General features: G+C 63.2%; 22 protein-coding genes. 6 read left to right on the top strand and 16 right to left on the bottom strand.

Going from position 1 to position 24,763, the window contains the following annotated elements; genetic code table 11:
- Positions 1-116: 116 nt before the first annotated feature.
- The 13 genes from DWB85_RS17540 to dksA all read right to left on the bottom strand — a co-directional run bounded on the left by DWB85_RS17540 (position 117) and on the right by dksA (position 15,161).
- Positions 117-1,580: an FAD-binding oxidoreductase gene (locus DWB85_RS17540; RefSeq protein ID WP_117957138.1), complete on the bottom strand. Its 1,464-nt coding sequence runs from the start codon at positions 1,578-1,580 to the stop codon at positions 117-119.
- A gap of 126 nt (positions 1,581-1,706) precedes the next feature.
- Positions 1,707-1,991, bottom strand: coding sequence for a hypothetical protein (locus DWB85_RS17535; protein WP_117957136.1), 285 nt, complete (start codon positions 1,989-1,991; stop codon positions 1,707-1,709).
- A gap of 81 nt (positions 1,992-2,072) precedes the next feature.
- Positions 2,073-4,004: an acetate--CoA ligase gene (gene acs / locus DWB85_RS17530; protein ID WP_117957134.1), complete on the bottom strand. Its 1,932-nt coding sequence runs from the start codon at positions 4,002-4,004 to the stop codon at positions 2,073-2,075.
- 90 nt (positions 4,005-4,094) lie between these two features.
- Entirely contained in the window at positions 4,095-4,979 is an 885-nt protein-coding gene (gene panC, locus DWB85_RS17525) for a pantoate--beta-alanine ligase (protein WP_117957143.1), read from the bottom strand.
- A gap of 265 nt (positions 4,980-5,244) precedes the next feature.
- Positions 5,245-6,036 (bottom strand): 3-methyl-2-oxobutanoate hydroxymethyltransferase, encoded by a 792-nt coding sequence (panB, locus tag DWB85_RS17520; protein WP_117957132.1) that lies wholly within the window; start codon positions 6,034-6,036, stop codon positions 5,245-5,247.
- A 15-nt stretch (positions 6,037-6,051) separates the two neighbouring features.
- Complete coding sequence (locus DWB85_RS17515) at positions 6,052-6,669, bottom strand: deoxynucleoside kinase (RefSeq protein WP_239017373.1); 618 nt, start codon at positions 6,667-6,669, stop codon at positions 6,052-6,054.
- Positions 6,670-6,709: 40 nt separating this feature from the next.
- Positions 6,710-7,267 carry a 2-amino-4-hydroxy-6-hydroxymethyldihydropteridine diphosphokinase gene (folK, locus tag DWB85_RS17510; protein WP_117957128.1) on the bottom strand — a complete coding sequence of 186 codons (558 nt, stop codon included), beginning with the start codon at positions 7,265-7,267 and terminating at the stop codon, positions 6,710-6,712.
- Positions 7,264-8,565, bottom strand: coding sequence for a polynucleotide adenylyltransferase PcnB (pcnB, locus tag DWB85_RS17505; protein WP_117957126.1), 1,302 nt, complete (start codon positions 8,563-8,565; stop codon positions 7,264-7,266). Before pcnB ends, folK begins: the two co-directional genes overlap by 4 nt.
- 528 nt (positions 8,566-9,093) lie before the next feature.
- Positions 9,094-10,542: a sigma-54-dependent transcriptional regulator gene (locus DWB85_RS17500; protein ID WP_117957125.1), complete on the bottom strand. Its 1,449-nt coding sequence runs from the start codon at positions 10,540-10,542 to the stop codon at positions 9,094-9,096.
- 88 nt (positions 10,543-10,630) lie between these two features.
- Positions 10,631-13,585, bottom strand: coding sequence for an ATP-binding protein (locus DWB85_RS17495; protein ID WP_117957123.1), 2,955 nt, complete (start codon positions 13,583-13,585; stop codon positions 10,631-10,633).
- Entirely contained in the window at positions 13,575-13,751 is a 177-nt protein-coding gene (locus DWB85_RS19575) for a hypothetical protein (RefSeq protein WP_162846187.1), read from the bottom strand. Before DWB85_RS19575 ends, DWB85_RS17495 begins: the two co-directional genes overlap by 11 nt.
- A 71-nt stretch (positions 13,752-13,822) precedes the next feature.
- Positions 13,823-14,704: a tRNA glutamyl-Q(34) synthetase GluQRS gene (gene gluQRS / locus DWB85_RS17490; protein ID WP_117957121.1), complete on the bottom strand. Its 882-nt coding sequence runs from the start codon at positions 14,702-14,704 to the stop codon at positions 13,823-13,825.
- A gap of 1 nt (position 14,705) precedes the next feature.
- On the bottom strand, positions 14,706-15,161 hold the full coding sequence (dksA, locus tag DWB85_RS17485; RefSeq protein ID WP_117957119.1) for an RNA polymerase-binding protein DksA: 456 nt from the start codon (positions 15,159-15,161) through the stop codon (positions 14,706-14,708).
- A gap of 286 nt (positions 15,162-15,447) precedes the next feature.
- Here dksA and sfsA point away from each other — a divergent pair, with 286 nt between their 5' ends.
- Together sfsA and DWB85_RS17475 are read left to right on the top strand one after the other, a co-directional pair.
- On the top strand, positions 15,448-16,149 hold the full coding sequence (gene sfsA, locus DWB85_RS17480) for a DNA/RNA nuclease SfsA (protein ID WP_117957117.1): 702 nt from the start codon (positions 15,448-15,450) through the stop codon (positions 16,147-16,149).
- Positions 16,142-16,843: a M15 family metallopeptidase gene (locus tag DWB85_RS17475; RefSeq protein WP_117957115.1), complete on the top strand. Its 702-nt coding sequence runs from the start codon at positions 16,142-16,144 to the stop codon at positions 16,841-16,843. The genes sfsA and DWB85_RS17475 overlap by 8 nt, the downstream gene beginning before the upstream one ends.
- A gap of 43 nt (positions 16,844-16,886) precedes the next feature.
- Here the strand turns inward: DWB85_RS17475 and DWB85_RS17470 are convergent, their stop codons facing one another.
- Positions 16,887-17,531: an inorganic pyrophosphatase gene (locus DWB85_RS17470; RefSeq protein ID WP_117957113.1), complete on the bottom strand. Its 645-nt coding sequence runs from the start codon at positions 17,529-17,531 to the stop codon at positions 16,887-16,889.
- Positions 17,532-17,855: 324 nt separating this feature from the next.
- The gene (locus tag DWB85_RS17465) at positions 17,856-19,118 is read right to left on the bottom strand and encodes a 6-phosphofructokinase (protein ID WP_117957111.1); all 1,263 of its coding nucleotides are present in this window, start codon (positions 19,116-19,118) and stop codon (positions 17,856-17,858) included.
- A 170-nt stretch (positions 19,119-19,288) separates the two neighbouring features.
- Between DWB85_RS17465 and mpl the strand changes: the two genes are divergently transcribed.
- From mpl to DWB85_RS17445, 4 genes are read left to right on the top strand one after another with little or no spacing between them, the layout of a single operon-like run.
- Positions 19,289-20,659 (top strand): UDP-N-acetylmuramate:L-alanyl-gamma-D-glutamyl-meso-diaminopimelate ligase, encoded by a 1,371-nt coding sequence (mpl, locus tag DWB85_RS17460; RefSeq protein ID WP_117957109.1) that lies wholly within the window; start codon positions 19,289-19,291, stop codon positions 20,657-20,659.
- A complete protein-coding gene (locus DWB85_RS17455; RefSeq protein WP_117957107.1) occupies positions 20,656-23,256 on the top strand; it encodes an efflux RND transporter permease subunit in 2,601 nt (866 codons plus the stop codon). The genes mpl and DWB85_RS17455 overlap by 4 nt, the downstream gene beginning before the upstream one ends.
- A 1-nt stretch (position 23,257) precedes the next feature.
- Positions 23,258-23,521 carry a YkgJ family cysteine cluster protein gene (locus DWB85_RS17450; RefSeq protein ID WP_117957105.1) on the top strand — a complete coding sequence of 88 codons (264 nt, stop codon included), beginning with the start codon at positions 23,258-23,260 and terminating at the stop codon, positions 23,519-23,521.
- Positions 23,518-24,114: an LON peptidase substrate-binding domain-containing protein gene (locus DWB85_RS17445; protein WP_117957103.1), complete on the top strand. Its 597-nt coding sequence runs from the start codon at positions 23,518-23,520 to the stop codon at positions 24,112-24,114. Before DWB85_RS17450 ends, DWB85_RS17445 begins: the two co-directional genes overlap by 4 nt.
- A gap of 15 nt (positions 24,115-24,129) precedes the next feature.
- Here DWB85_RS17445 and rnt read toward each other — a convergent pair whose 3' ends face one another.
- Positions 24,130-24,762 carry a ribonuclease T gene (rnt, locus tag DWB85_RS17440; RefSeq protein ID WP_117957140.1) on the bottom strand — a complete coding sequence of 211 codons (633 nt, stop codon included), beginning with the start codon at positions 24,760-24,762 and terminating at the stop codon, positions 24,130-24,132.
- Position 24,763: the final 1 nt, after the last annotated feature.

Below are 24,763 nucleotides of genomic sequence, written 5' to 3'. Positions count from 1 at the left end.
TCGAACGAATTCTGGTAGCATTTTGTCACGGCGGAATTTCTTGTTGGTATGGCTTCGACACCCTTATTTTCAAGATCTTTCCGTCGTTTTACTATCCCCTTCGTGAATTTTTCAGGCTAGCCTGGTTCGATGTTGCTGTTGAGCCGGAACAGGTTACCGGGGTCGTACTGTGACTTGGCTCTTGCCAGCCGGGCGTAGGCCGGGCCAAAGTTCCGTGTTTTCGCATCGCGGTCGTATTCGATGTTGTCGTAATAGCCGCCCATGTAGGGCTCCAGAGCCGCGTACTGAGCCCTGGTAGCCGCGATCATCTCCTGGTCCATGGCCGGTTCGGCCCAGCCCGCGACGAAAACGAGCATGAGTTCGGCGTTACGGTGCGGGAATGCGGTGGCGGTCTCCCCCACCCGTTTCACCGCACCACCGGCGACGTGGTTGGTGAGGAATACGCGCGGATCGTAGGCGTCGATCATCGTATCCACGAGACCCTGGGACCACGTCTTGACCATGCCGTTTTTGGCGTAGGAGCGGACACCGTGAGCCATCGCTGCGTCCTCCTGGGTCTGCATCACCATGTAATCCTGGACCTTGACGCCGTCTATGGCCGGTTTGCCGATCGCCCGGAGCGGCGCCAGTTCTTTCTCGCCCTGCACCGGGTCGCCGTTGTAGACGACCTCCATGATGATCGCGTCGCCGACGTCGGGCATCCTGGCGAGCGACGGGCCGACATAGAGTTCATCGCTCAGTCCTGCAGACCACTCGGCGTAAAATTCCAGCACCTCGCGCGCCTGGTCCAGCGGCCACAGGATATTGCCTGACAGGACCTTGCGGTCGAAGGGGTGCAGCTGGTACTCGAATTCTGTCACCACACCAAAATTCCCGCCGCCACCACGGATTGCCCAGAACAGCTCGGGCTCGTCCATCGCGCTGACCCTTCGAATCCTGCCATCGGCGGTCACAAGCTCCGCTGCGAGCAGGTTGTCCACCGTCAGCCCGTACTTGCGATTGAGCCGGCCAAAGCCGCCGCCCAGGGTGAAGCCGCCGATGCCGGTATGGGACACTACGCCGGCGGTGGTGACCAGCCCATGTTCCAGGGAGGCGGTATCCAGGTGCGACAGCAACGCGCCTCCCTCAGCGCTCGCTCGCCGGCGCTGGGAGTCGACGGTAACCCGGTGCATCCCGTTCAGGTCGATCATCAGGCCACCGTCACAGACCGATTTCCCCGGCCAGCTGTGTCCGCCGCCGCGCACGGCCAGGAGCAGCTTGCGCTCTGCCGCATAGTCGACAGCGTGCTGGACATCGCGGCTGTTGCTCACCCTGGCGATCAATGCCGGCCGCCTGTCGTGCATGCCATTCCAGACTCTGCGGGCGACATCGTATTGTGGGTCGGCAGCCAGCAGAACCTGGCCCTCGATTGCTCCGGCCAATTCCCTGACAGAGGCGGCCTCCAGACTGATTTCAGCGCCGTCACCGGTCACTGCCGGGATGGCGCTGCCGGCAAATGCGCCATTGATGAAGTAGCCAGAATTCAAGCCAGCGATCGCCGCGGTGCCAAGGGCCGCCCGGCAGAAGTTTCGTCTTTTCATGAGAATCAAGCTCCGGTTGAGCCACGGGCTTGAAATATAGTCGCCGACGTCAATCCTGCAACGCGCTGTTTAGTTTTATTAGAGATAACAGGATCGCTGGATAGATTTGACGCTGATAGCGTTTTGTTACGCCATCCCGGGATTTGCAGCGCCAGGCTCAGCCTCAGGTGGGGGCGTATTGACCGTCAGCGAAGCTGCGGCGGTACCGCTATTGCCACGGGATGAGGTGAGGTCACCTGAGGTGTTCATCAGTATCCCGGCTGTGGTTGCCAGCCCGTCCAGGGTGGTGTCGGTATAGGCGGCGTCAAGCGCGGTCTGGTCTGGTCTCGTTGGGCCCGTGGCGCGGTCGGCCAGCGCATCGGGTATTATCCCGGGACGCTTCATCCATGCGGCGATAAAAAATACTCGCATTCTGCCCTGCGGATATGTTGTCGGGGCCCGGCGTTGTTTCAAGCAAACTCCGGGGCCCCGATCAGGTCTCGCTGGTGGTGCCTAGCCGGGCCGGTTGTCCACCAGGTTGTCCACCACTGAGGGGTCCGCCAGGGTGCTGGTGTCGCCCAGGCTGTCCAGCTCGTTTTCGGCGATCTTGCGCAGGATGCGGCGCATGATCTTGCCTGAGCGGGTTTTGGGCAGTCCCGGCGCCCACTGGATCACGTCAGGCTTGGCGATCGGGCCGATTTCCTTGACACACAGCTCGATCAGTTCCTGGCGCAATTGATCGCTGGGCTCCACGCCCTGCATGGGGGTGACGTAGGCGTAAATGCCCTGGCCCTTGATGTCGTGGGGGAAGCCCACCACGGCCGCCTCGGCGATATCGTCGTGCAATACCAGGGCGCTCTCGACTTCGGCGGTACCCATGCGATGCCCGGAGACATTGAGCACGTCGTCCACGCGGCCGGTAATCCAGTAGTAGCCATCCTCGTCGCGACTGGCGCCATCGCCGGTGAAATAATAGCCGGGGTAGTTGCTGAAGTAGGTGTCAATCATGCGCTGGTGGTCGCCATAGACGCTGCGGATCTGGCTGGGCCAGGACGACTTGACCACCAGGTAGCCGGAGCCGGGACCCTCGATTTCGGAGCCGTCCTCGTTGAGCAGCGCCAGGTCGACACCGAAGAACGGGAAGGTTGCCGAGCCCGGCTTGAGCGGGGTGGCCCCCGGCAGCGGGGTGATCATGTGGGCGCCGGTCTCGGTCTGCCACCAGGTATCGACGATGGGGCAGCGGCCATCGCCCACCACCTCGTGGTACCAGGTCCAGGCCTCGGGGTTGATCGGTTCGCCGACGGTGCCCAGCAGGCGCAGGCTGGACCGCGAGGAGCGTGTCACCGGCTCGTCACCCACGGCCTGCAGGGCGCGGATGGCGGTAGGCGCGGTGTAGAAGGTATTCACCTGGTGCTTGTCGACAACTTCCCAGCAGCGGCCGGCATCGGGATAGGTGGGCACGCCCTCGAACATCAGGCTGGTGGCGCCGTTGGCCAGCGGGCCGTAGACGATATAGCTGTGGCCGGTCACCCAGCCGACGTCGGCGGTGCACCAGTAGATTTCCCCCTCGCGATAGTCAAAGGCGTACTTGAAGGTCATGCTGGTCTGCAGCAGGTAACCGCCGGTGGTGTGCAGCACACCCTTGGGTTTGCCGGTGGAGCCGGAGGTGTAGAGAATAAACAGCGGCGCTTCCGCGTCCATGGGCTCCGGAGCGCAGTCGCTGCTCTGCCCGGCCACCAGCTCCTCGTACCAGACATCGCGGCCCTCGCTCCAGGCGACGTCGCCGCCGGTGCGCTTGACCACCAGGCAGGTGTGGACGTTGGGGCAGGATTCCAGGGCCTTGTCAGCGTTGACCTTCAGCGGCACCGTGCGCCCGCCGCGAACCCCCTCGTCGGCGGTAATTACGGTCTGGCAGTCGGAGTCAAGAATGCGGTCTTTCAGTGCCTCTGGCGAGAACCCGCCGAAGACGATGGAGTGGACCGCGCCGATGCGGGTACAGGCCAGCATGGCGTAGGCGGCTTCGGGAATCATCGGCATGTAGATACACACCCGGTCGCCCTTCTTGACCCCGCGGGCCTTGAGGGCGTTGGCCAGTCGGCAGACGCCGTCCTTGAGCTCGGCGTAGGTAATATGTTTGCTGTCGGCCGGGTCGTCGCCCTCCCAGATCAGCGCGGTCTGGTCGGCGCGTTCCGGCAGGTGGCGATCGATACAGTTATAGCTGACGTTGAGCTTGCCACCGGCAAACCAGGCCGCCTCGCCCTTCACAAAGTCGTATTCCACCACCTTGTCCCAGGGCTTGTCCCAGCTCAGGAACTCGCTCGCCATCTCGCCCCAGAAACCATCGGGGTCGTCGATGGAGCGCTTGTACATGGTCTGGTACTGCTCCGCGTTGATGTGGGCATCCTTGAAATTGGCCGGGACCGGATAAGTAGGAAATTCGGACATGTGCACCGCTCCGTTTAGTATTGGCTTGGACGCTAGATCATACGTTGCCATGGCCGGGATTCAAGCCGACCAAGGTCTAATGGAGCGGGCTCAGCCGTCGGCGAGCATCTTCCAGTCGCCCACCGGATTCAGTGACAGGCGTACATTGTCAATAAGGCGGGTGCTGCCCAGGCGGGCGGCGGCGAGAATGGCGATCTCTTCGGTGTCCTCGGTGACGGCGCGCAGGGTGCGGGCGTCGCGGATGGCGAAGTAGTCCGGCTCAAAACCGGCCTGCAGCAGTTTCATGCGGGCGTGAGATTCCAGCTGCAGGAAGTTGTCGAAACCGCAGGCAATGGCCTCCCTGCAGGTATTTAGGGTCTGGTGGATGAGCGGGGCGATATCGCGCTCTTCCTGGCTGAGATAGCCGTTGCGGGAACTCTTGGCCAGGCCGTCTTCATCGCGGGTGGTGGCCACGCCGACGATCTCCACCGGCATACACAGGTCGGTGACCATCTTGCGGACGATGGACAGTTGCTGGAAGTCCTTCTCGCCGAATACCGACACATCGGGCTGGACGATGTTGAACAGTTTGCAGACAACAGTGGTAACGCCGTCAAAGTGTCCGGGACGGCTGGTGCCGCAGAGGGTGTCGCCCAGGTCGGGCACGCTGACCACGGTTTGCTTGTCCATGCCCTCCGGGTAGATGTCCTCAACACTGGGAGCGAACAGCAGGTGCACACCCTCGCTGAACAGTTTTTCCTTGTCCGCCGCCAGGGTGCGGGGGTAGGCGTCGAGGTCTTCACCGGCGCCGAACTGCAGGGGATTGACGAAAATGGATACCACCACCACGTCGCAGAGGTGGCGGGCCTTGCGGACCAGGTCCAGGTGGCCCTCGTGGAGGTTGCCCATAGTGGGCACAAAGGCAATGCTCTGACCGTCGTCACGGTAGCGCTTCAGAGCGGCGTGCAGCTCATTGTTGCTGTTGCAAGTTCGCATATCTACCTTACCCCGCGTAACGGACTGGCGATACATAACCAGTCTTTACACCAGTTGGGAAGCTGTTACCAGCAAGCACTGCTGGCGGGAGGGAAAGTATGCCCCAAGCACCAGAAACGGGCAACGGCATAAACGGGAAAATTACCGCAGGGTGTTGCCCCGGGCAGTAGCTGCTGTTACACGGTGCCTTGCCGGCCTGTCGCTCGCTGGCGAGGCAATTTTCGCACCAAAATGGTGCAAATTGGCTTGCGGCCGCTGCGATGGGCTAACTGTAGGTGTGCTCTTCCCGCGGGTAGTCGCCTGACTTGACGGCATCGACGAAGGCCTTGAGTGCAGCCTGGATGGTGTTCTGGCCGGCCATGAAGTTTTCCACGAAGCGGGCGCTGTGCTGGGAGAGCCCCAGCAGGTCGTGCATGACCAGTACCTGGGCATCGGTGCCGGCGCCGGCGCCAATGCCGATCACGGGGATGTCCAGCTTGGAGGAGATGTCCGCCGCCAGGTGGGCCGGGATGCACTCGAGCACCAGCAGGCTGGCGCCGGCGTCCTGGATCTCCACCGCATCGGCGAGAATGGACTTGGCTTCCTTGGGGGTGCGGCCCTGAACCTTGAAGCCGCCGAACTGGTTGACCGACTGCGGCGTCAGGCCCAGGTGGGCGCAGACCGGCAGGCCCCGCTCCACCAGCATACTGATGCTGTCCGACAGCCAGGTGCCGCCCTCCATCTTGATCATCTGGGCCCCCGCCTGCATCAGCGCGGTGGCGTTGGCCATGGTCTGTTCGGGCGTGGTGTAGCTCATGAAGGGCATGTCGGCGATGACCAGCGAGTTCGGCGCCGCCCGGCACACGCATTCAGTGTGATAGGCCATGTCGTCGACGGTCACCGGGATGGTGCTGTCGTGGCCCTGCAGGACCATGCCCAGGGAATCACCGACCAGGATGGTTTCGGCCCCCGCTTCACTGACCAGGCGGGCAAAGGTGGCGTCGTAGGCGGTAATGCAGACAAATTTCTCGCCTGCGGCCTTCATTTTGTCCAGGGTGCTGATGGTGACCTTGCCCATAGCCTGCCTTGTGCTTTATCCGAAAAATGTCGGGTTGAAATAATGGCGGCCGCTGCGAATATCCAGCAGGTAGTCCACCAGGTGGCTGAAGTCCGCGTCGCCGCTGGCCAGGTCAATTTCACTGGCATTGACAATCAACAGAGGGGCGCCATCGTAATATAGAAAGAACTCACTGTACACTTCGTTGAGGCGCTCCAGATAGCTCCTTTCAATGACCTGTTCGGCGGCGATTCCCCGGCTCTCGATGCGCGACAGCAGCACATCGGTGGAGGCCTGCAGGTAGATCACCAGGTCGGGCCGGGGCGAGTCGATGGTCAACTGCTGGTAGACCTTGTCATAGAGCTGGAACTCCTCCCGGTCGAGGTTGATGCGGGCAAACAGGGGATCCTTTTCAATCAGGAAATCGGCGACCCGCACCGGTTCGAAAATATCCGCCTGGCGCAGGTCCTGTATTTTTTGTGCGCGCTGGAACAGGAAGAACAACTGGGTTGCCAGGGCCGCCTGCTGTCGATTGCGGTAAAACTTTTCCAGGAAGGGGTTCTGCTCCGCCTCCTCCAACAGCACCTGGTAATTGAAAGTGGCGGCCAGCCGCTTGGTGAGCGTTGTCTTGCCCACCCCGATGGGGCCTTCCACGGCAATATACGAGGGTGGGGTGCGCCCTTTCAGCTCTATGTTAATGGCCTGATTCTCCCGCGTCCGGGCCCGCTTGATTGTCGCTATCGCTGTCGCAGTTACCGGGAAGCAGGGCGTGTTCGGTCCTCTGCAGCTGGCCCCGTGGACAGGCGGCTACTAATGTACCAAGTTCCACGTCGCCGGGCAGCATCAAATTTGGACCGCCGATTTCCAGCAGTGGGTAGAGCACGAAATCGCGCTCCGCCATGCGCGGGTGGGGGATGCTCAGACGCGGCAGCGCCAGGGCGGCGTCACCGTAGAGCAGAATGTCCAGGTCCAGCGTACGTGCCCCCCAGCGCTGCTGGCGCACACGGCCCTGCTGGTTTTCGATGCCCTGCAGGGCGTCCAGCAGCTTGACTGGCGCCAGTCCGGTGTGCAGTTGGATGACGGCGTTAAGGTAGTCAGGCTGCTGGCCGGGACCCACCGCGGCGCTGCGATAGATACCGGAGGCCGCGATAATCCTGCTGGCGGGCAGGGCGGCTAGCGCCCGCGCCGCCCGTTGCAGCTGCACCAGCGGCTGCTGCAGGTTGCTGCCCAGGGCGATGTAGGCCCTGGTCATGCCTGCTTGGGTTTGCGCCGGCGGCGGGGACGTCGGCGGCGGCCCGGCTTGCCGGCGGGAGCGCTGGCGGCCTGTTCGACGCGCTGGTCCATATTCAGGGTCTGGAATTCCGTCCACCAGTCGCCCAGGCCGCCGGTGTCCTCGCCGGCCTGTTCGCGTAATAACAGGAAGTCGTAGGCGGCGCGGAAGCGTCGGTGTTCGACCAGCTCGGCCGCCTTCTTGCCCTGGCGCCGTTGCAGGCGTAACTGGAACTCCCAGATCTCCCGCATCGGCTGGCTGAAGCGGCGCGGTACGGAGATCTGCAGGGCGGCCTCGGCAATGGTTTGCTGGGCGGCGCTGTGCATGGCGACCATGGGGGAGTCACCGCGGTCCTCCATGTCGCTGGCCAGGCGGTTTGCCACCGGCCACAACAGGGCGGCGAGAATGAAGGCCGGGGTGACGGGTTTGTCCTCGGCGATGCGCTTGTCGGTATTGGCTGTCGCGGCCCGGATCAGGGCCAGTGCTCCCGGGTCCTGGTGCACCAGGTGGCTGGTCTCGTCGAACAGGTATTGCAGCAGGTCATGCGCCAGCAACTGCTCCAGGGTGGCGGCGCCATAGCCCGACAGGAACAGCTTGAGAAATTCATCGAACAGCCGGGCGGCGGGAATCTCCCGCAGCAGGTGGGCGCAACGGGGAATGGCGCCGGCGGTGTGTTGCTCGATGTCGAAGCCCAGCTTGGCGGCAAAGCGGACCGCACGCAGCATGCGTACCGGGTCTTCCCGGTAGCGCACTTCCGGGTCGCCGATAATGCAGACCTGGCGTTTTTCAAGATCCTGCAGGCCGTGTACGTGATCGAAAACCTCGAAACTGCCGGCATCGTAATAGAGGGCGTTGACCGTGAGATCGCGGCGCACCGCGTCCTCCTCCAGGGTGCCGTAAACGTTGTCTCGCAGCAGCAGCCCCTTGTCGGACTGGCGCGAGTGATTGCCGCCGGTGGCGGGGCTGGCCTCATCGCCGTTGTCGTGGTGTCCGCGAAAGGTGGTGACCTCGATAATTTCCCGGCCGAAGCGCACGTGCACGATGCGAAAGCGCCGGCCGATGATCCGCGAGTTGCGAAATAGTCCGTGGACTTCTTCGGGGGTGGCGTCAGTGGCAATATCGAAATCCTTGGGGTGACCGCCCAGCAGCAGGTCGCGAACCGCGCCGCCGACCAGGTAGGCCTGGTGACCCTGGGAGCGCAGCCGGGACATGACCTTCAGGGCGCTGTCGCTGATGTTCTTGCGGGAAATGCAGTGTTGGTCCCTGGGGATGACTTTCAAGGAGGATGTCGCCTGTGCTTGCGGGCTGGTCTGGAGGCGCGCAGTCTATCACACATGGGCGCTGGCAGAAGTCGGCAGTGGCAGGATGAATGACGGGGAAGACTGAGTCTTCCCCATCCAGGTCTCACGTCAGGAGTTATTGTTATTTCTCGGGTGCTGTTATTGTTATAGGCACAATAGCGTGTTTTATTCTTATGCCTAAAGCAAATCTGGTACATATTCACTGGCTTGGGGTTCTCACGCTCGACCATGCGTCACGTGCTTACTACCCGAAGCAGGCACAAGGAAATTGAAGGGGAAGCTGACTTCCCCATCCAGGTCCATAGTGAAAAATGTTATTTTTATTACAGCGTCAGTTATTTTTATTGGTGACACCGCGCCCTGAATTGCATGCTGCGTGCCAAAAAAATAAATATACATAAAAAACAATTAGTTATAATTTTTTAGCGATGGGTACATTCTTGTTACATTGGGCCACTGTTACCTTATTACACTGGATTTGGTAACGAAGGGTCGGCCAGGTAACGCCTAGTTTGCCCCCGACCGGGTCTTGCGGCGAGCGCCGCCGGACTTGTTCCGCGGAATGCCGAAGCGCTGGCGTCGCTCCCACAGGCATTTGCGGCTGACGCCAAGTTTCTGGGCCAGCTCGGTCTCGCTCATGGAGTCCTGGTGCTCGAGCACGAAGCGCTGGAAGTAATCCTCCAGCGACAGGTCTTCCTGGGGTTCGTTGGCGCTGCTGTTCCCGCCGCCTCCGCCGCGGTTGGCCGTGGCCGTGGACAGACCCTCCTGGCCGCGAATGCGGTTGATATTGACCAGCTCGAGATCTATGCCGAGGCTGTCGTTGTCGATTTCTTCCGTCTCGGAAAGGATAACAGCCCGTTCGATGGCATGTTCCAGCTCGCGCACATTGCCCGGCCACTGGTAAGTGGTAATGGCCTGGATGGCCCGCGGCGACAGGTGCATGGCCGACCGTCCCTGCCTTTGTGCCTGGTTTTGCAGCATGCTCTCGGCGAGGTGGAGAATATCCTTGCCCCGCTCCCGCAGAGGCGGCAGGGACAGGGGCAGGACGTTGATACGGTAGTACAGGTCCTGGCGGAACAGGCCTTCCGCGGACAGTTGCTGCAGGTTGCGATGGGTGGCGCAGATCAGCCTCACATCGACCTTGCGCGAGTGCACCGAACCGATACGCCTGATTTCTCCCTCCTGGATGAAGCGCAACAGGCGGGCCTGGGCCTCCATCGGCAACTCGCCGATTTCGTCGAGAAACAGGGTGCCGCCGTCGGCAGCCTCGATCAGGCCCATGCGGCTGGCGTTGGCGCCGGTGAAAGCGCCCTTTTCATAACCGAACAGTTCCGACTCGATCAGGGTGTCGGGAATAGCGGCGCAGTTGACGGAAATCAGGGTCTTGCTGGCCCGGCTGCTTTGCTGGTGAATACTGCGTGCCACCAGTTCCTTGCCGGTGCCGGTCTCTCCGAGCACCAGTACGGTTGACTCGGTGGGCGCCATGCGGCCGATGCGGCTGTACAGGGTCTGCATGGCGGGGCAGTTGCCAATAATGCCGGCGCCATTTGCCAGCATGTCCTGGTTCCCCGGGGCCACGGAATCCTGCTCCTGGGCCCTGGCGGTGGGATGATCGGCGATGATGCGCTCAACCGCACTGACCATGTCACCGTGATCGAAAGGCTTGGCGATATAGTCCACCGCGCCCATGCGCATCGAGTCAACCGCGGAGCGCAGGCTGGCATAGCTGGTCATGATCAGCACCGGCACATCGCCGGCCTTTTTAATCAGGTCGGTACCGGGGGCCCCGGGCAGTCGCAGGTCGGAGATGATCAGGTCAAAATCGGCAAAGCTGAATTCTGCCTCGGCCTGCTGTACGGAGCCTGCCTCGCTGACCTGGTAACCACTGCGCTCCAGCAACCGGCGGAGGGCGTTGCGGATAACCGACTCATCCTCAACCACAAGTATTTTTTGCATAGGGTGAACAGGCTCTAGCAAATCACCCGCGATAACATACTCCTACTGTGAAGAATATGCCAGTTTGCGGGTAACATGTGGCCCTGGGTTACACCTCGAAGGTGCCATCGTAACTGGCGCTGTCGAGTTTCAGGGTGAAGCGGGTGCCCGGTGCGGGGCCCTCGTAGAGGGGGCTGGTCAGTTGCACACTGCCGCCCAGCTCTTCCATGATGCTGTAGACCAGCGCCAGGCCCAGGCCGGTGCCGGAACCGGGCTCCTTGGTGGTGAAAAAGGGTTCGAAAATCTGGCTTTGCAGGTGGCTGGGAATGCCACTGCCGTTGTCATCGACATCCACCAGCACCGTTTCACCGTCGGCATAGGCCCGCACCAGCACCAGTCCATCGGTATCGCAGGCATCGCGGGCATTACCGAGAATATTGACGAACACCTGCAGCAGGCGCTGGGTGTCAGCCAGCACCAGTAGTTCGCGGTCGCACTGGTTGCGGAAATTGACCTGTCGGGCCTCCCGGTCCAGGGACAGCAGATGGACCGCCTCGTCAACGCAATCGGCCAGGTTGCAGGGCGCCAGTTTCAAGTCCGAACTGCTGCTGCCGACATGGGAGAAGTTGACCAGGGATTCCACGATCCGGCTGACCCGTTCGGTTTGCTTGAGGATATCGCGGGCAGCGATCACCACCTCTTCCGGGTCGTTCTCGTACTCCAGGTTCTGCGCCAGGCAGGCGATGCCGGTCACCGGGTTGCCGATTTCATGGGCCACGCCCGCCGCCAGGCGGCCGATGGAAGCGAGCCGTTCGTTGTGCAGCAATTCCTCCTCCATCAGTTCAATGGCGCTGATGTCCTCCACCAGGATGATGGTGTCGCCATCAGCGGTGATTGTTTTGAGCAGGCTGACCCAGCGCGGGTTGTCGACGCTGGTGGTGACCTCGGTCTTGAGGACGATGTCACTGTCGCTGGCGCTGAAGTCCGCCAGCACGCTGCGCCAGGGGTCGGGCAGGGCGCTGATCAGCGAGCCGAGGACATCGCCGGCGGGCACATCGGTGATTTCCTCCATGCTGAGATTCCACATCAGCAGTTCGCCGTCGGCGCCCAGTGAACAGATGCCCACGGGCAGGGTGTCCAGGGTCTCCCGGTAGCGCCGGCGCAGGGCATCCAGGTCGGCGGCCAGCCCGGTAAACTGCACGTGCGGTGCGTCCAGCAAGCGCTCGATCAGGTTGATGTCCTCGGTGCCCCCGGCATCGTAGGGAAGACAGCGTTCGACGATGTTGTGCGCCACCGCCGGACCCAGCAGGCCCGACAGGTTGGCTTCCACCCGGCGGCGCAACCGGCGCAGCGCGTAGGGACGGCTTTCCTGCTGGTCGAACTGCAACTGGGCCAGGGCCCGGTCTACCTCGGCGGCCGCGGTCCGCTCGCCCAGTGCCGGCGCCAGTTTGCCGGCGAATTCGGCGGCACTGCCCACCGGCAGGGTCTGGCGAATGGGTCGCGACAGCTCGTCCATGGAGCAGATTTCCGCCGCCACCCGTTCCTCCTCGCTGGTCTGGGTCAACAGTGACACCAGCAGGAACAGGACCACGTTGATGGACAGGGCAAGCATGGTGGCAATGGTCCAGATGCTGTTTTCGTCGGCGATCATCGAGTTGAACAGCTGGCCGATTTCCGGGGCGTAGCCGCGGGTGGCCGGCAGCATCACCGCCAGCAGCCAGAACCCCAGCCCGCCCCAGAGGCCCGCCAGCAGGCCCTTGCGATTGGCGTTGGGCCAGTAGGCGGTGGCCACCAGGCCGGGCAGGAACTGCAGGGTGCCGGAAAATGCCACCATAGCCAGTTCCACCAGGCTCTGGCGGCCATTGAGACCCAGGTAAAACAGGAATCCAGCCAGCAGCAGTACGGTGATCAGGGCGCGCCTGAGCCAGCGCAGGTTGCGGTAGATATCGCCATCGTGGCCCAGGTTCAGCAGTCGTGATGGCAGCACCAGGTGATTCAGGCACATGTTCGCCAGCGCCAGGGTGGTGACCACAATGGTGGCGCTGGCTGCGGACAGCGTGGCAATGAAGGCGGCCCCGGCTACCGGCACCGAGTCCAGGCGAATGCCCATGGCCAGCCCGGCGTAGGCCATGGGCAGGTTGTGCTCCAGGCGCATTCCGGCCCAGGCGACCGGTAGTACCGGCAGGCTGAGCAGCATCAGGTACAGGGGCATGCCCCAGGACGCGCGGCGCAGGTCCCGGCTCTCGGTGTTCTCGGCAAACAGCATGTGGAATATGTGCGGCATGCAGACGGCACCGGCAAAAAACACCAGCAGGAAGGCGTGGGCGTTGTCGATGGACAGCTGGTGAGTCATCTGGTCCCGGGCCGGCGGATACTCCCGCAGCCACTGCTGCATGGCGGCCGGGCCGTCAAAGACCTGGGTCACGGCCACCAGCATGAGCACAAACAGGGCGCCCAGCTTGACCAGTGACTCGAAGGCCATGGCGGTAACCAGGCCGGTATTGCGGTCCTGGGAGGAAACGTGCCGGGTGCCGAACAGGATGGCGAACACGCCAATGATCAGGCAGGTGAGCAGGGCAATGCCCTGGTGGTGGAAGCCATCCCGTGGCGGTCCGTGAGTGTGCCCGGAGAGAATATGCACGCTGTCACCGACCGCCTGGATCTGCAGCGCCAGCATCGGCAGCATGGCCAGGCACATGGCAATGGTAACGGCGGCGCCCACCCTCGGGCTGCGGAAGCGGAAGGTGAGCATGTCCGCTACCGAGGCGAGCTGGTAAATCCGTGACAGCCGCAGCAGGGGAATCAGTAACAGTGCGGCCAGCACGAACATCAGGCCAACCCCGGCGTAGTAGAGCAGGAAATTGTAGCCGTAGCGGGTGGCGACCTCGATGACCCCGTTGCTGGCCGTGGCCCCGGCGAACACCCCCAGTGACAGCACATATACGGCCGGATGGTGGCTGATTCGCCGGGGAATGATGTTGCGGTCCGCGAGCAGGGCGACGACGAACAGTGCCGACAGGTAAATGGCGACAACCAGCAGGATCTGGGTGAGGCTATAGTTCATCCGGGTGCCTCGACCGGTAGGACCACCAGGTAAAGCCTATGATCAGGCACCAGACGATATAGGGCCGGTGCCAGGCGGTGTAGTCCGAGGTCAGCCAGTCGGTAAGTATGGGAAAAGCCATCAGGGCGAGCACGATGCCCAGTACCAGCATGCGGTTGATGTACATGATCCAGGGTCCGTCCGTCGGGTTTCAGGGGATACTAACCAGCGGGCGGAGAAAGCACCAGCGCCGCCGGGTCAGGCGCTGATGGCCAGTACCGCCGGTACCGCGGCGGTGGACCAGTGGTAGGTGGCAAAATCCAGGATTTGCCCGCACTGTTGCAATTCCGCCGGCGGCTGCGGCTGCTGCAGGAACTGCAGTGCCCGCCGCAGGTTATCCGGCGCCTCGGCGGCCAGCAGGGCGGGGGCGTGATTCTGCTTGCTGAATTTCTGGCCGGCGCTGTTGGTAATCACCGGAATGTGGCAGTAGTCGGGCTGTGGCAGGCCCAGCTGCTGCTGCAGGTATATTTGCCGCCCGGCAGAGCCCAGCAGATCTGACCCGCGGACCACGTGGGAGATACCCTGGTACGCATCGTCGACCACAACGGCCAACTGGTAGGCGTAAAGGCCATCCTTGCGCAGCAGGGTGAAGTCCGGCAGTTCCCGGGCCAGGGCTTCCTGTTGCCGGCCCTGGACCTGGTCGATAAAGCAGATGTCGGTACCCGGACGCACTGCCAGGCGCAGTGCCCAGGGTGCGGCAACCTCGTCCTGGCGGGGGGCGCAGCGGCCGCCGCAGCTACCGCCGGGGCCGAGCATGGCGCGGCTGCAGTCACAGTGAAAAACCAGGCCCTGCGCCGTCAGCTGGGCCAGGGCCCGGTCGTAGGCGTCGCTGCGTGTACGCTGGTAGAGCACCTCGCCGTCCCAGCGCAGGCCGTGATCCAGCAGGCTTTGCAGAATGGCAGCGGCAGCGCCCGGTTCCTCCCGCGGCGGATCCAGGTCCTCCATGCGCAGCAACCACTGCCCGCCCTGGTGCCGGGCGTGCAGGCAGCTCGCCAGGGCGGCGATCAATGAACCTTGGTGAAGTGGACCGGTGGGTGAGGGCGCAAAGCGCCCCCGGTAGGTGGTGCCGGAGCGAGCCAAGTTAGCCCAGCTCTTGCTTTTCCTTTATTTCATCGAGGGTCTTGCAGTCGATGCAGAGGTTGGCGGTGGGCCTGGCTTCCAGTCGCTTGATGCCGATTTCCACGCCGCAGGCGTCGCAGAACCCGTAATCGTCCTGTTCCAGTCGTTCGATTGTGGAATCGATCTTCTTGATCAGTTTGCGCTCGCGATCGCGGGTGCGCAGCTCCAGGCTGAACTCTTCTTCCTGGGTGGCGCGGTCTGCGGGGTCGGGGAAGTTCGCGGCCTCATCCTTCATGTGGGTCACAGTGCGATCCACTTCCTGCATGAGCTCGGCTTTCCAGGTTAACAGTATGCCCTTGAAGTGCTCGCGCTGTTTCTCATTCATGTACTCCTCGCCCTTCTTGGGCTTGTAGGGCACGAAGTTCTTGAAGTCCGCGGAAGCTGCTTTTTTGGCTGAATTTCTTGCTGCTCTAGGCATGGTTTTCTTCCATACGGTAAAACAAAATACACAATACTCACAGTGTTCGGGCGCGGGTACCGGGTACCCCTGCGACCAAGGGCGGAGAAACTACCAGAAACCACCACCTCGCGCCACTCTTTTAGCTGCGGATTTCGCGGCCACTTCTCCCCCTGCCCCGGGTGTTCTAGAATGCCCGGCAAACACCAAGCGGAACCAGCATGCCCGAAAAACAGGCCACTAGCCGCCCCTATGCCCGGCGCCTCGCAGAGATAGAGCCATTCCGCGTGGTGGAAGTGCTGCAGCCGTGAGTGAGCTGATCGAGGGGCGGCTGCTGCGCCGTTACAAGCGCTTCCTGGCGGATGTGGAGCTGGCCGACGGCCAGCAGATCACCGCGCATTGCCCCAACACCGGGGCGATGACCGGCTGTGCGCAGCCCGATTCGCGGGTCTGGCTGTCGCGGTCGGACGCGAAAACGCGCAAGTACCCGCACACCTGGGAACTGGTTGCGACCGCCACCGGTATGGCTTGCATACACTCGGCCCGGGCCAACAAGGTCGTGAGGCAGGCCTTCGAGGCGGGGCTTATCCCCGGCTTTGAGGGTTATCCGCAGATCCGCAGTGAGGTGAAGTACGGCAACAACAGTCGCGCCGACCTGCTGCTGGAAGGGCCGCAGGGGCAGGTGTATGTGGAGGTCAAGTCGGTGACCCTGTGCCTGGACAATGGCCAGGGGCTGTTCCCCGATGCGGTCAGCGACCGCGGCCGCAAGCACCTGCTGGAGCTGGAGAGCGTGGTCGACGATACCACCCGGGCGGTCATGTTTTTCTGCGCCCTGCACAGCGGGGTGGCGCGGATCAGCGCTGCCGGCGAGATCGATCCCCGCTACCGGGACACGCTGGCGGCAGTAATGGGGCAGGGCGTGGAGGTCATGGCCTGGGGCGCCAGGGTTGCCCCGGAGGAGCTGGTGCTGGAGCGGGCGCTGCCGTTCAGCCTGGACCCCCATGACTGAAGTCCTCACCATGGCCCAGCTCACCGGCCGGGATGACAGTCACCTGCTGACCCTTGTCGATGGTCACCGCTTGCACCCGCAGGCAGCGCTGGCTTTTGGCCGCTTGCAGGCCGCTGCCCGGGGTGCCGGTTTCGACCTCGCCATTGCCAGCAGTTACCGCTCCTACGAGCGCCAGCTGGCAATCTTCAATGGCAAGGCCAGCGGCCAGCGGCCGGTCTACGATGACCGCGGCCGGCAGCTCGATGTGAGCGCGCTGACAGCGGAGCAGAAACTGGCGGCCATCCTGCGCTTTTCGGCATTGCCCGGGACGTCGCGCCACCACTGGGGTACCGACCTCGACGTGTTCGATGCCGCCGCTGTGCCCGCGGGTTACCGCGTGCAGCTGGATCCGGCCGAGGTGGCCCCGGGGGGAATATTCGCTGGCCTGCACCGCTGGCTGGACGCGCGCATGGCCGCCGCCGAGTCCTACGGATTTTACCGCCCCTACGCCCAGGATCGCGGCGGCGTTGCGGTGGAACGCTGGCATTTGAGCTACGCGCCGCTGGCCCGGCGCTGTGAGCGCCTGCTGCAGGCGGACGATTTGCGTCAGTGCTGGTGTGGCGAGCTCGAACTCGGGGAACTGGTGGAGCGTGAGCTGGAAACCCTGCTGGCGAGATATGTAGCGGTGCCGGACAACTGGTGTCCCCGGCCCTGAGGGAGGAGAGTGTCCCGGCGCGGCTGCGCCGGGACCGGGGTGCTTATTCCTTGGCCTTGGCCTGCTGATGCAGGTGGCCATAGTGGTTCCAGTAGTCCTTTTCGGCGGCGGCGATCACCTTCAGCGCTTCCTCGCGCCCGTAGACGTGATCCACCTTGATATTGACTTCCTTGCCGGGAACCAGCTTGTAGGTAGAGAAGTAGTGCTGCAGACGCTCGGTCTTGATGCTGGGCAGGTCCTTGATGTCGTGCACGTCGCCCCAGATATTGTCGCCTTCCAGCACTGCGATGATCTTGTCGTCGGCTTCGCCGCCGTCAATCATCTGGATGCCGCCCACCACGCGGGCCTTGAGCACGATGTCGGCACGGGTGATGTGGCGCTCGGAGAACACGCAGATATCCAGCGGGTCGCCGTCTGCTTCTTCCACCTCGGGGCACAGTTTGGCCACTTCCTCGGCACAGTAGGTGCGGGGCAGGAAGCCGTACAGGGCCGGGGGGCTGGACGTGGTGCGCTGGGGGCGGTCGACCATCAGGAAGCCGGAGGCCTTGTCCAGTTCGTACTTGACCACGTCGTCCGCGGTCATCTCGATGTAAACCTGGAATATGTCCTCCGCTGCCTCGTCGGCGCGAATGTGCAGGCCGTGCCAGGGATGACGACGCCAGCGGTTGAAGTCGCGGTTGCTGTACATGCTAGATCCTCTATGTAAGTGGTTGCTTCATCAGGGAGGCGCGCATTGTACAGAACTTGAGCGGCAAAATCCGCACTACCATAGTCGAATTCTGCGCCTGAATTCCCGTATTCAATGTCCGGTAAAGCCGATGGTCTGTGAGATTCTCGCCTGTTCGGCCGATAGATAAGTATTGTTTGGCCTGTCCTCAAATCGCTTGCAGAAAATAGCAACGGTTTAGCAGGGCAGCGTTTTCACACGAAGGCGATGGCCTGAACGAGTTTCGAACATCAGGAGGCGCGGGGAGGAAACATTTCCTCTCCGTGCCGCATAGCATGAAAGCAACTAGACCTCGAACGAGTTCTTGAGCTTCTTCGGCACCAGCTCGTTCTTCAGCCGCACATACTTCGGCATACCCCTGCTGTACTCGGGATAAGCCTCGCCCTGGATCAGCGGCTGCAGGTAGTCGCGGGCGGCATCGGTGATATTGAAGCCATCGCGAGTGATGAAATTGCGCGGCATCATTTTTTCCACGTTGGCCACCTTGTCCAGCGGCGCCTCGCCGATGCTCCAGGCGTAACGCTTGCCCTTGCCGCGGACAATACAGGGCATGACCGCGTTCTTGCCGGCCAGCGCCATTTCCACCGCGGCCCTGCCCACCGCGTAGGCCTGGTCGACATCGGTTTGCGAGGCGATGTGGCGGGCAGAGCGCTGCAGGTAGTCAGCCACCGCCCAGTGGTACTTGTAGCCCAGTTCATCCTTGATCATCTGCGCCAGGTTGGGGGCCAGGCCGCCCAACTGGCTGTGGCCGAAGGCGTCCTTGAGGCCGGATTCGGCCAGGAAGGTGCCATCATTGTACTGGGCGCCCTCGGAGGCGACGATAACGCAGTAGCCGTTTTTCTTCACCGTGCGCTGCACCCTGGCGAGAAACTTATCCCGGTTGAAGGCGATCTCGGGGAACAGGATGATGTGTGGGGCGTCGCCCTCCTGCTCCGCCGCCAGGCCGCCGGCGGCGGCAATCCAGCCGGCATGGCGGCCCATGACCTCGAGGATGAACACCTTGGTGGACGTTTCGCACATGGAGGCCACATCGAGGGCCGCCTCGCGGGTGGAAATAGCGATGTACTTGGCAACCGAACCGAAGCCGGGGCAGTTATCGGTCAGCGGCAGGTCGTTGTCGATGGTTTTCGGCACGTGTATGGCCTGCAGCGGGTAAGCCATGGCGTCGCTCAGCTGGGAGACCTTGAGACAGGTATCGGCGGAATCACCGCCGCCGTTATAAAAGAAATAACCGATGTTGTGCGCCTTGAACACTTCGATCAGGCGCTCGTATTCGGCCCGGTTTTCCTCGATGCTCTTCATCTTGTGGCGGCAGGAGCCGAAAGCCCCCGATGGCGTGCTCAGCAGGCCGTGAATGGCCGCGCGGCTTTCCCTGCCGGTGTCAATCAGTTCCTCGCGCAGGGCGCCGATAATGCCGTTGCGCCCGGCGTAGACCTTGCCAATCTCGGCGCGGTGCTGGCGAGCGGTCTCGATCACGCCGCAGGCGGAGGCGTTGATCACGGACGTCACGCCACCGGACTGGGCGTAGAAGGCGTTTTTCTTCGGCATGCGGCGGTGTTCCTGTTGGCGAAAGCGGCCAGTCCACTGGCGGGTTTGCGGTAGGCGTAATGATACGGCACCGGCCGGCCCGATGGAACGGATGGGCCCGAATTGCATCAATATGTGGTAGCGCAAAAGTGCCGTGATACCATGTGCGGCTTGTTTCGAGGAGAAGCTTTTTGAACGGCCACATACATATTCTGGGTATCTGCGGCACCTTCATGGGCGGCATCGCCCTGTTGGCGCGGGAGCAGGGATTCCTGGTCACCGGCTCCGACGCCAACGTCTATCCCCCGATGAGTACCCAGCTGGAAGCGGCGGGAATTTCCCTGATGGAAGGTTACGAGGCGGCACACCTGCAGCCGGCGCCGGATTGCGTGGTAGTCGGCAATGCCATGACCCGGGGCAATGCCGCCGTCGAGTACATGCTCGATGCGGGGCTGGCCTACACTTCCGGCCCCCAGTGGCTGGCGGAGAACATCCTGCGGGACAAGTGGGTACTCGCCGTGGCCGGCACTCACGGCAAGACCACCACCAGCTCCATGCTGGCCTGGATACTCGAGCACGCCGGCATGGCGCCGGGCTTCCTGATCGGCGGCGTGCCTGCGGGCTTCGGCCTGTCAGCGCGCCAGGGCGAGACGGATTTCTTCGTGGTGGAGGCGGACGAGTACGACACCGCTTTTTTCGACAAGCGCTCGAAGTTTGTCCACTACCGCCCCCGGACCCTGGTAATCAACAACCTGGAATTCGACCACGCCGACATATTCCCCGACCTGGCGGCCATCCAGCGCCAGTTCCATCACCTGGTCAGGACCGTGCCCTCGACCGGGCGCATTGTCTGCCCCGGGGGTGTCGCGGCAATCGACGCAACCCTGGCCCAGGGTTGCTGGAGCGAACTCGTCACCATCGCTGTGGATGGCGAGGCCCAGTGGCGGGCGCAGCTGCTGGCGGAAGATGCTTCGTCCTTCGAGGTGCACCGGGGTGAGGGGCCGCCGGCGATCATAAACTGGTCGCACTGTGGCCGGCACAATGTGGAGAACGCCCTCGCGGCCATGGCCGCGGCGCACCACGTGGGGGTGCTGCCTGAGGTTGCGGCCGAGGCACTGGGCAGCTTCGGCGGCGTCAAGCGGCGTCTGGAGCTGCTGGGCAATATCGCCGGTGTCAGCGTCTACGACGACTTCGCCCACCACCCGACCGCCATCGCCACCACCCTGCAGGGACTGCGTGCCCGCGGTGGTGAAGGGCGTCTGATCGCCCTGATCGAGCCGCGCTCCAACACCATGCGCCTGGGTGATCACCGGTCCCGCCTGGCGGCAGCGACCGCCGCCGCCGACAAGGTCTACTGGTTCCAGCCCCCAGGCCTGGACTGGTCCCTGCAGGACGTGGTAGACGACAGCGCGGTGAGCGCGGAGCTGGCCAGCGATATTGACCAGCTGGTGGCGGCGGTTGCCGAGGAGGCCCGCGCCGGTGACCAGGTGGTTATCATGAGTAACGGCGGCTTTGGCGGGATTCATGAGCGCATGCTGGCCGCGCTGGAGGCCGCGGCATGAGCGGCAAGCTGAGTACCGTATACGCGACGCTGGTGCTGCGCTTCCCCTGGCTGTCATTGCTGCTGGTGGCGCTGCTGGTGGCCGGTTTCGCCAGCCAGATACCCCGGATCAAGCTGGATGCCTCCGCCGATGCGCTGATGCTGCAGGGCGACCCCTCGCTGGAGACCTACCGGGAGATAAGCAAGCGCTACTCCTCGGAAGACTTTCTGCTGATCACCTGGCAACCCCCCGGCCCGCTGCTGGCGGACGCCTCGCTGCTGCCGCTGAAGGCCATGGCGGAAGAGCTCCGCGCGCTGCCCGGGGTGTCCTCGGTGGTCACGGTATGGGATGTGCCGCTGCTGGAGAGTCCGCCGGTCAGCCTGTCCGACGTGACCTCGCCAGAGCCCCTGCCCAGCCTGGAGCAGCCGGGCATAGACCGCGAACTGGTGCTCGAGGAGCTGACCACCAGCCCGATATATGCCGACCTGCTCGCCAGCCGCGACGGGGATGTCACCGCGGTGCAAATCAACCTGGAACGCGACCAGCGTTATTTCGAGTTGCTGGAGCAGAGGGAAGCGCTGCGCGCAAAGCAGGACAAGGCCGGCCTGTCCGCCGCCGAACGCGGCGAACTGGCCGAGGTGGAAGCGCGCTTCAAGGCCTATACGGCCCAGGCCCTGGAAGCCCAGAGCGCGCTGGTCGAGTCCGTGCGCCGGGTGGCTGCTGGTTACAGCGATCACGCTGACCTGTTCGTCGGTGGCGTGCCGATGATTGCCGCCGACATGGTCAGCTTCGTGCGCAGCGACCTGGTCACCTTCGGCAGCGCCATTCTCGGCTTTATGCTGGTGGTGCTGGCGATAATTTTCCGCCGGGTGCGCTGGGTGGTTATTCCCCTGGTGACCTGCAGCGCCACGGTGACCGTCATGCTCGGCCTGCTGGGCGCGCTTGACTGGCGGATGACGGTGATTTCCTCCAACTTTGTCGCGGTGCTGCTGATCATTGCCCTGGCCATCTGTATCCACCTGATCGTGCGCTACCGCGAGCTGCATGCCCAGGACCCGGACGGCGACCTGTACCAGCGGGTACTGAGCACGGTGCAGTTGATGGCGGTGCCCTGTTTGTATACCGGCATTACCACCATCGTGGCCTTTGTGTCGCTGGTGGTGTCCGGCATCCAGCCGGTGATTGACTTTGGCTGGATGATGACCGTGGGCATAGCGGTGGCCCTGTTGCTGGCATTTGTGCTGGTGCCCTGCCTGATGCTGGTCTGGCCCGAGGGCAGGCCCCACCGTCACGCCGGCAGCGACCCGACGATTACCGCCTGGTTTGCCCGGGTGACCGACAAGCGCGGCGGCGCCATACTGCTGGTCACCGGGGGGCTTACCCTGGCGATTGCCCTGGGGATCAGCCGGCTGCAGGTCGAAAACCGCTTTATCGATTACTTCCACGAAAGCACCGAAATCTACCAGGGTATGGAACTGCTGGACTCCAAGCTCGGTGGCACCATTCCCCTGGATATCGTCATTTCACCGCCCGCCACCGAGGAGCCCCTGCCCGGCCTGGAGCCCGTCGTCGCGCCGGAAGACGCCACGCCGGTCGCCGGGGATGACCCCTTCGCAGCGGAGGCGGAGTCCTTCGACAGCGGGGGTGATGAGTTTGCCGGTGGCTGGGAGGACGAATTCGGCAGCGACGTGGACAGTTTCGCCACGGCGGGAGATTCCGACTTCCAGCCCAGTTACTGGTTCAGCCTGGAGGGAATGCGCCAACTCGACGCGGTGCACAATTACGTCGATTCCCTGCCCGAAACCGGCAAGGTCTTGTCACTGTCCACCGTTTTCGCCGTGGTCAAGAACCTGCTCGGTGAGGACGTGGGCAGCGTTGAACTCGCCCTGGTGCAGAAAAGCCTGCCGGCGGATATCAAGGGCATGATGGTCGACCCCTACTTCTCCGCCGACACCGAACAGGCCCGGGTGACGGTGAGGGTCAAGGAGACCAGCGAGAACCTGCGCCGGGACCAGTTCCTCAGCGACCTGCGCAAGCACCTGCTTGCTGACATGGGCTTCGCCGAGGAGCAGGTCCAGCTGACCGGTATGCTGGTGCTCTACAACAATGTTCTGCAGAGCCTGTTCCGCTCCCAGATCCTCACCATCGGCGCGGTGTTCCTGGCCATCCTGGTCATGTTCCTGCTGCTGTTCCGCTCCCTGCCGCTGGCGCTGATCGCCCTGGCGCCCAACGTGCTGGCCGCGGGCCTGGTGCTGGGGGTGATGGGGCTGCTGGGCATCCCGCTGGACATCATGACCATTACCATTGCCGCCATTGTGGTCGGTATCGGGGTGGATGACTGTATTCACTACGTGCACCGCTACCTGCGCGAGTTTCCCGTGGACCGGGATTACCGGGCGGCCATGCATCGCTGTCACAGCTCCATCGGCCGGGCGATGTACTACACCACGCTGACGGTGGTGATCGGCTTCACCACGCTGACCCTGTCCAACTTTAATCCCAGTATTTATTTTGGCCTGCTGACGGTGCTGGCGATGATTGCGGCGGTGCTGGGGGCTTTATTGCTGTTGCCCCAGCTGATCATCATGCTCAAGCCCCTGGGGCCGGAGCAGCAGTGACATGCAATGCCGGGCCGGCTGCGGCGCCTGCTGTATAGCGCCTTCCATCAAGCGCGGGTTTTACGGTATGCCCGGGGGTAAACCGGCGGGTGTCTGCTGTGTGCACCTGGACGAGCAAATGCGTTGCGGCCTGTTTGGCGACCCCAGGCGACCCGGGCTGTGCGCCGCGTTCAGGGCGGAACCGGCGGTTTGCGGTGATTCGCCGGCGCAGGCGCTGCGTATACTCGACGAACTTGAACAAATGAGTAAACCGGATAACGGATGACCGCCATCTCCCTCTTTCCCCTGTCGGGGGTGTTGTTGCCCCACGGCAAGATGCCCCTGCAAATTTTCGAGCAGCGCTACCTGGACCTGGTGCGCAGCAGTTTGAAAAGCGGCGAGCCCTTCGGCAATGTCTGGATCCGCCGCGGCTCGGAGGTGGCGCAGCGCGGCCGGGCCGCGGCGGACCTGGGCGACTGGGGGACCCTGGCCCGTATCGTCGACTGGGACCAGCTGCCCAACGGCCTGCTGGGCATCACCATAGAAGGGCAGGGTCGCTTCGATCTTTACGATACCGAAGTCAGGGCCGACGGCCTGGTGCTGGGGGAGGTGGAATACCGGGCGGACCCGGAGCCCGCGGCGATGCTGCCCCAGTGGCAGTCGATGCTGGACGTATTGCACAGTCTGGAAACCCACCCCCACGTGCAGCGCATGGCGCTGGCACCGGACTACGACGATGCCTGGCAGGTGGCCTGGACCCTGGTGCAGCTGTTGCCGCTGGAGGAGTACATCAAGTACGAGCTGCTGGGCCTGGACAATATCGAACAGCTGATGGCAGAGCTGGACCTGATCCTCAACCAGATTTCCGGCGAGGGCTGATGCCGCGGGGCCGGGTCAGGCGAAGCTGGGCATCCAGCCACCGGACTCCTTCCAGCGATTGACGATCTCGCAGAACAGCTCGGCGGTGCGCTCGGCATCGTAGGCGGCGGAGTGGGCGTTGTCGTTGTTGAAGGCGATGCCGGCCTCGGCACAGGCCTTGGCCAGCACGGTTTGCCCGTAGGCCAGGCCCGAGAGGGTGGCGGTATCGAAGAAGGAGAAGGGGTGGAAGGGATTGCGCTTGATCTCGCAGCGCTCCACCGCGGCGTTGATGAAGCCGGCATCGAAGTGGGCGTTGTGTCCCACCAGGATGGCGCGACTGCAGCCCTGCTCGCGGATTTCCTTGCGCACCGCCCGGAACAACTCACCGAGGGCCTCGCTTTCGTCGACCGCCTCGCGAAAGGGGTGCCAGGGGTCGATGCCGGTAAAATCCAGCGCCGATTGCTCGATATTGGCGCCCTCGAAGGGTTTGACGTGGTAGTTGAGGGTACGGTGCACCGACAGCATGCCGTCCCCGTCCATCCGCACCAGACTGGCGGCGACTTCCAGCACGGCATCGGTGGCCGCGTTGAAGCCGCCGGTTTCCACATCGATCACCACCGGCAGGAAGCCGCGAAAACGGTCGCTGATACGGTGCTCGCCGCCAGCCATG

The organism is Seongchinamella sediminis (assembly GCF_003457605.1).
Taxonomy (GTDB): Bacteria; Pseudomonadota; Gammaproteobacteria; order Pseudomonadales; family Halieaceae; genus Halioglobus; species Halioglobus sediminis.
The sequence above is the reverse complement of the archived record's forward strand: the minus strand, read 5'-3'. Positions and strand labels throughout refer to the sequence as shown.

Excerpts from the sequence above, each read along its gene's own strand:
- DWB85_RS17535 (WP_117957136.1), bottom strand. The coding sequence starts at position 1,991 with ATGCGAGTATTTTTTATCGCCGCATGGATGAAGCGTCCCGGGATAATA.
- DWB85_RS17475 (WP_117957115.1), top strand. The coding sequence starts at position 16,142 with ATGACTGAAGTCCTCACCATGGCCCAGCTCACCGGCCGGGATGACAGT.
- acs (WP_117957134.1), bottom strand. The coding sequence starts at position 4,004 with ATGTCCGAATTTCCTACTTATCCGGTCCCGGCCAATTTCAAGGATGCC.
- dksA (WP_117957119.1), bottom strand. The coding sequence starts at position 15,161 with ATGCCTAGAGCAGCAAGAAATTCAGCCAAAAAAGCAGCTTCCGCGGAC.
- panC (WP_117957143.1), bottom strand. The coding sequence starts at position 4,979 with ATGCGAACTTGCAACAGCAACAATGAGCTGCACGCCGCTCTGAAGCGC.
- folK (WP_117957128.1), bottom strand. The coding sequence starts at position 7,267 with ATGACCAGGGCCTACATCGCCCTGGGCAGCAACCTGCAGCAGCCGCTG.
- DWB85_RS17500 (WP_117957125.1), bottom strand. The coding sequence starts at position 10,542 with ATGCAAAAAATACTTGTGGTTGAGGATGAGTCGGTTATCCGCAACGCC.
- DWB85_RS17445 (WP_117957103.1), top strand. The coding sequence starts at position 23,518 with ATGACCGCCATCTCCCTCTTTCCCCTGTCGGGGGTGTTGTTGCCCCAC.
- panB (WP_117957132.1), bottom strand. The coding sequence starts at position 6,036 with ATGGGCAAGGTCACCATCAGCACCCTGGACAAAATGAAGGCCGCAGGC.
- DWB85_RS17540 (WP_117957138.1), bottom strand. The coding sequence starts at position 1,580 with ATGAAAAGACGAAACTTCTGCCGGGCGGCCCTTGGCACCGCGGCGATC.
- DWB85_RS17470 (WP_117957113.1), bottom strand. The coding sequence starts at position 17,531 with ATGTACAGCAACCGCGACTTCAACCGCTGGCGTCGTCATCCCTGGCAC.
- DWB85_RS19575 (WP_162846187.1), bottom strand. The coding sequence starts at position 13,751 with ATGTACATCAACCGCATGCTGGTACTGGGCATCGTGCTCGCCCTGATG.
- DWB85_RS17465 (WP_117957111.1), bottom strand. The coding sequence starts at position 19,118 with ATGCCGAAGAAAAACGCCTTCTACGCCCAGTCCGGTGGCGTGACGTCC.
- DWB85_RS17450 (WP_117957105.1), top strand. The coding sequence starts at position 23,258 with ATGCAATGCCGGGCCGGCTGCGGCGCCTGCTGTATAGCGCCTTCCATC.
- rnt (WP_117957140.1), bottom strand. The coding sequence starts at position 24,762 with ATGGCTGGCGGCGAGCACCGTATCAGCGACCGTTTTCGCGGCTTCCTG.
- DWB85_RS17455 (WP_117957107.1), top strand. The coding sequence starts at position 20,656 with ATGAGCGGCAAGCTGAGTACCGTATACGCGACGCTGGTGCTGCGCTTC.
- DWB85_RS17495 (WP_117957123.1), bottom strand. The coding sequence starts at position 13,585 with ATGAACTATAGCCTCACCCAGATCCTGCTGGTTGTCGCCATTTACCTG.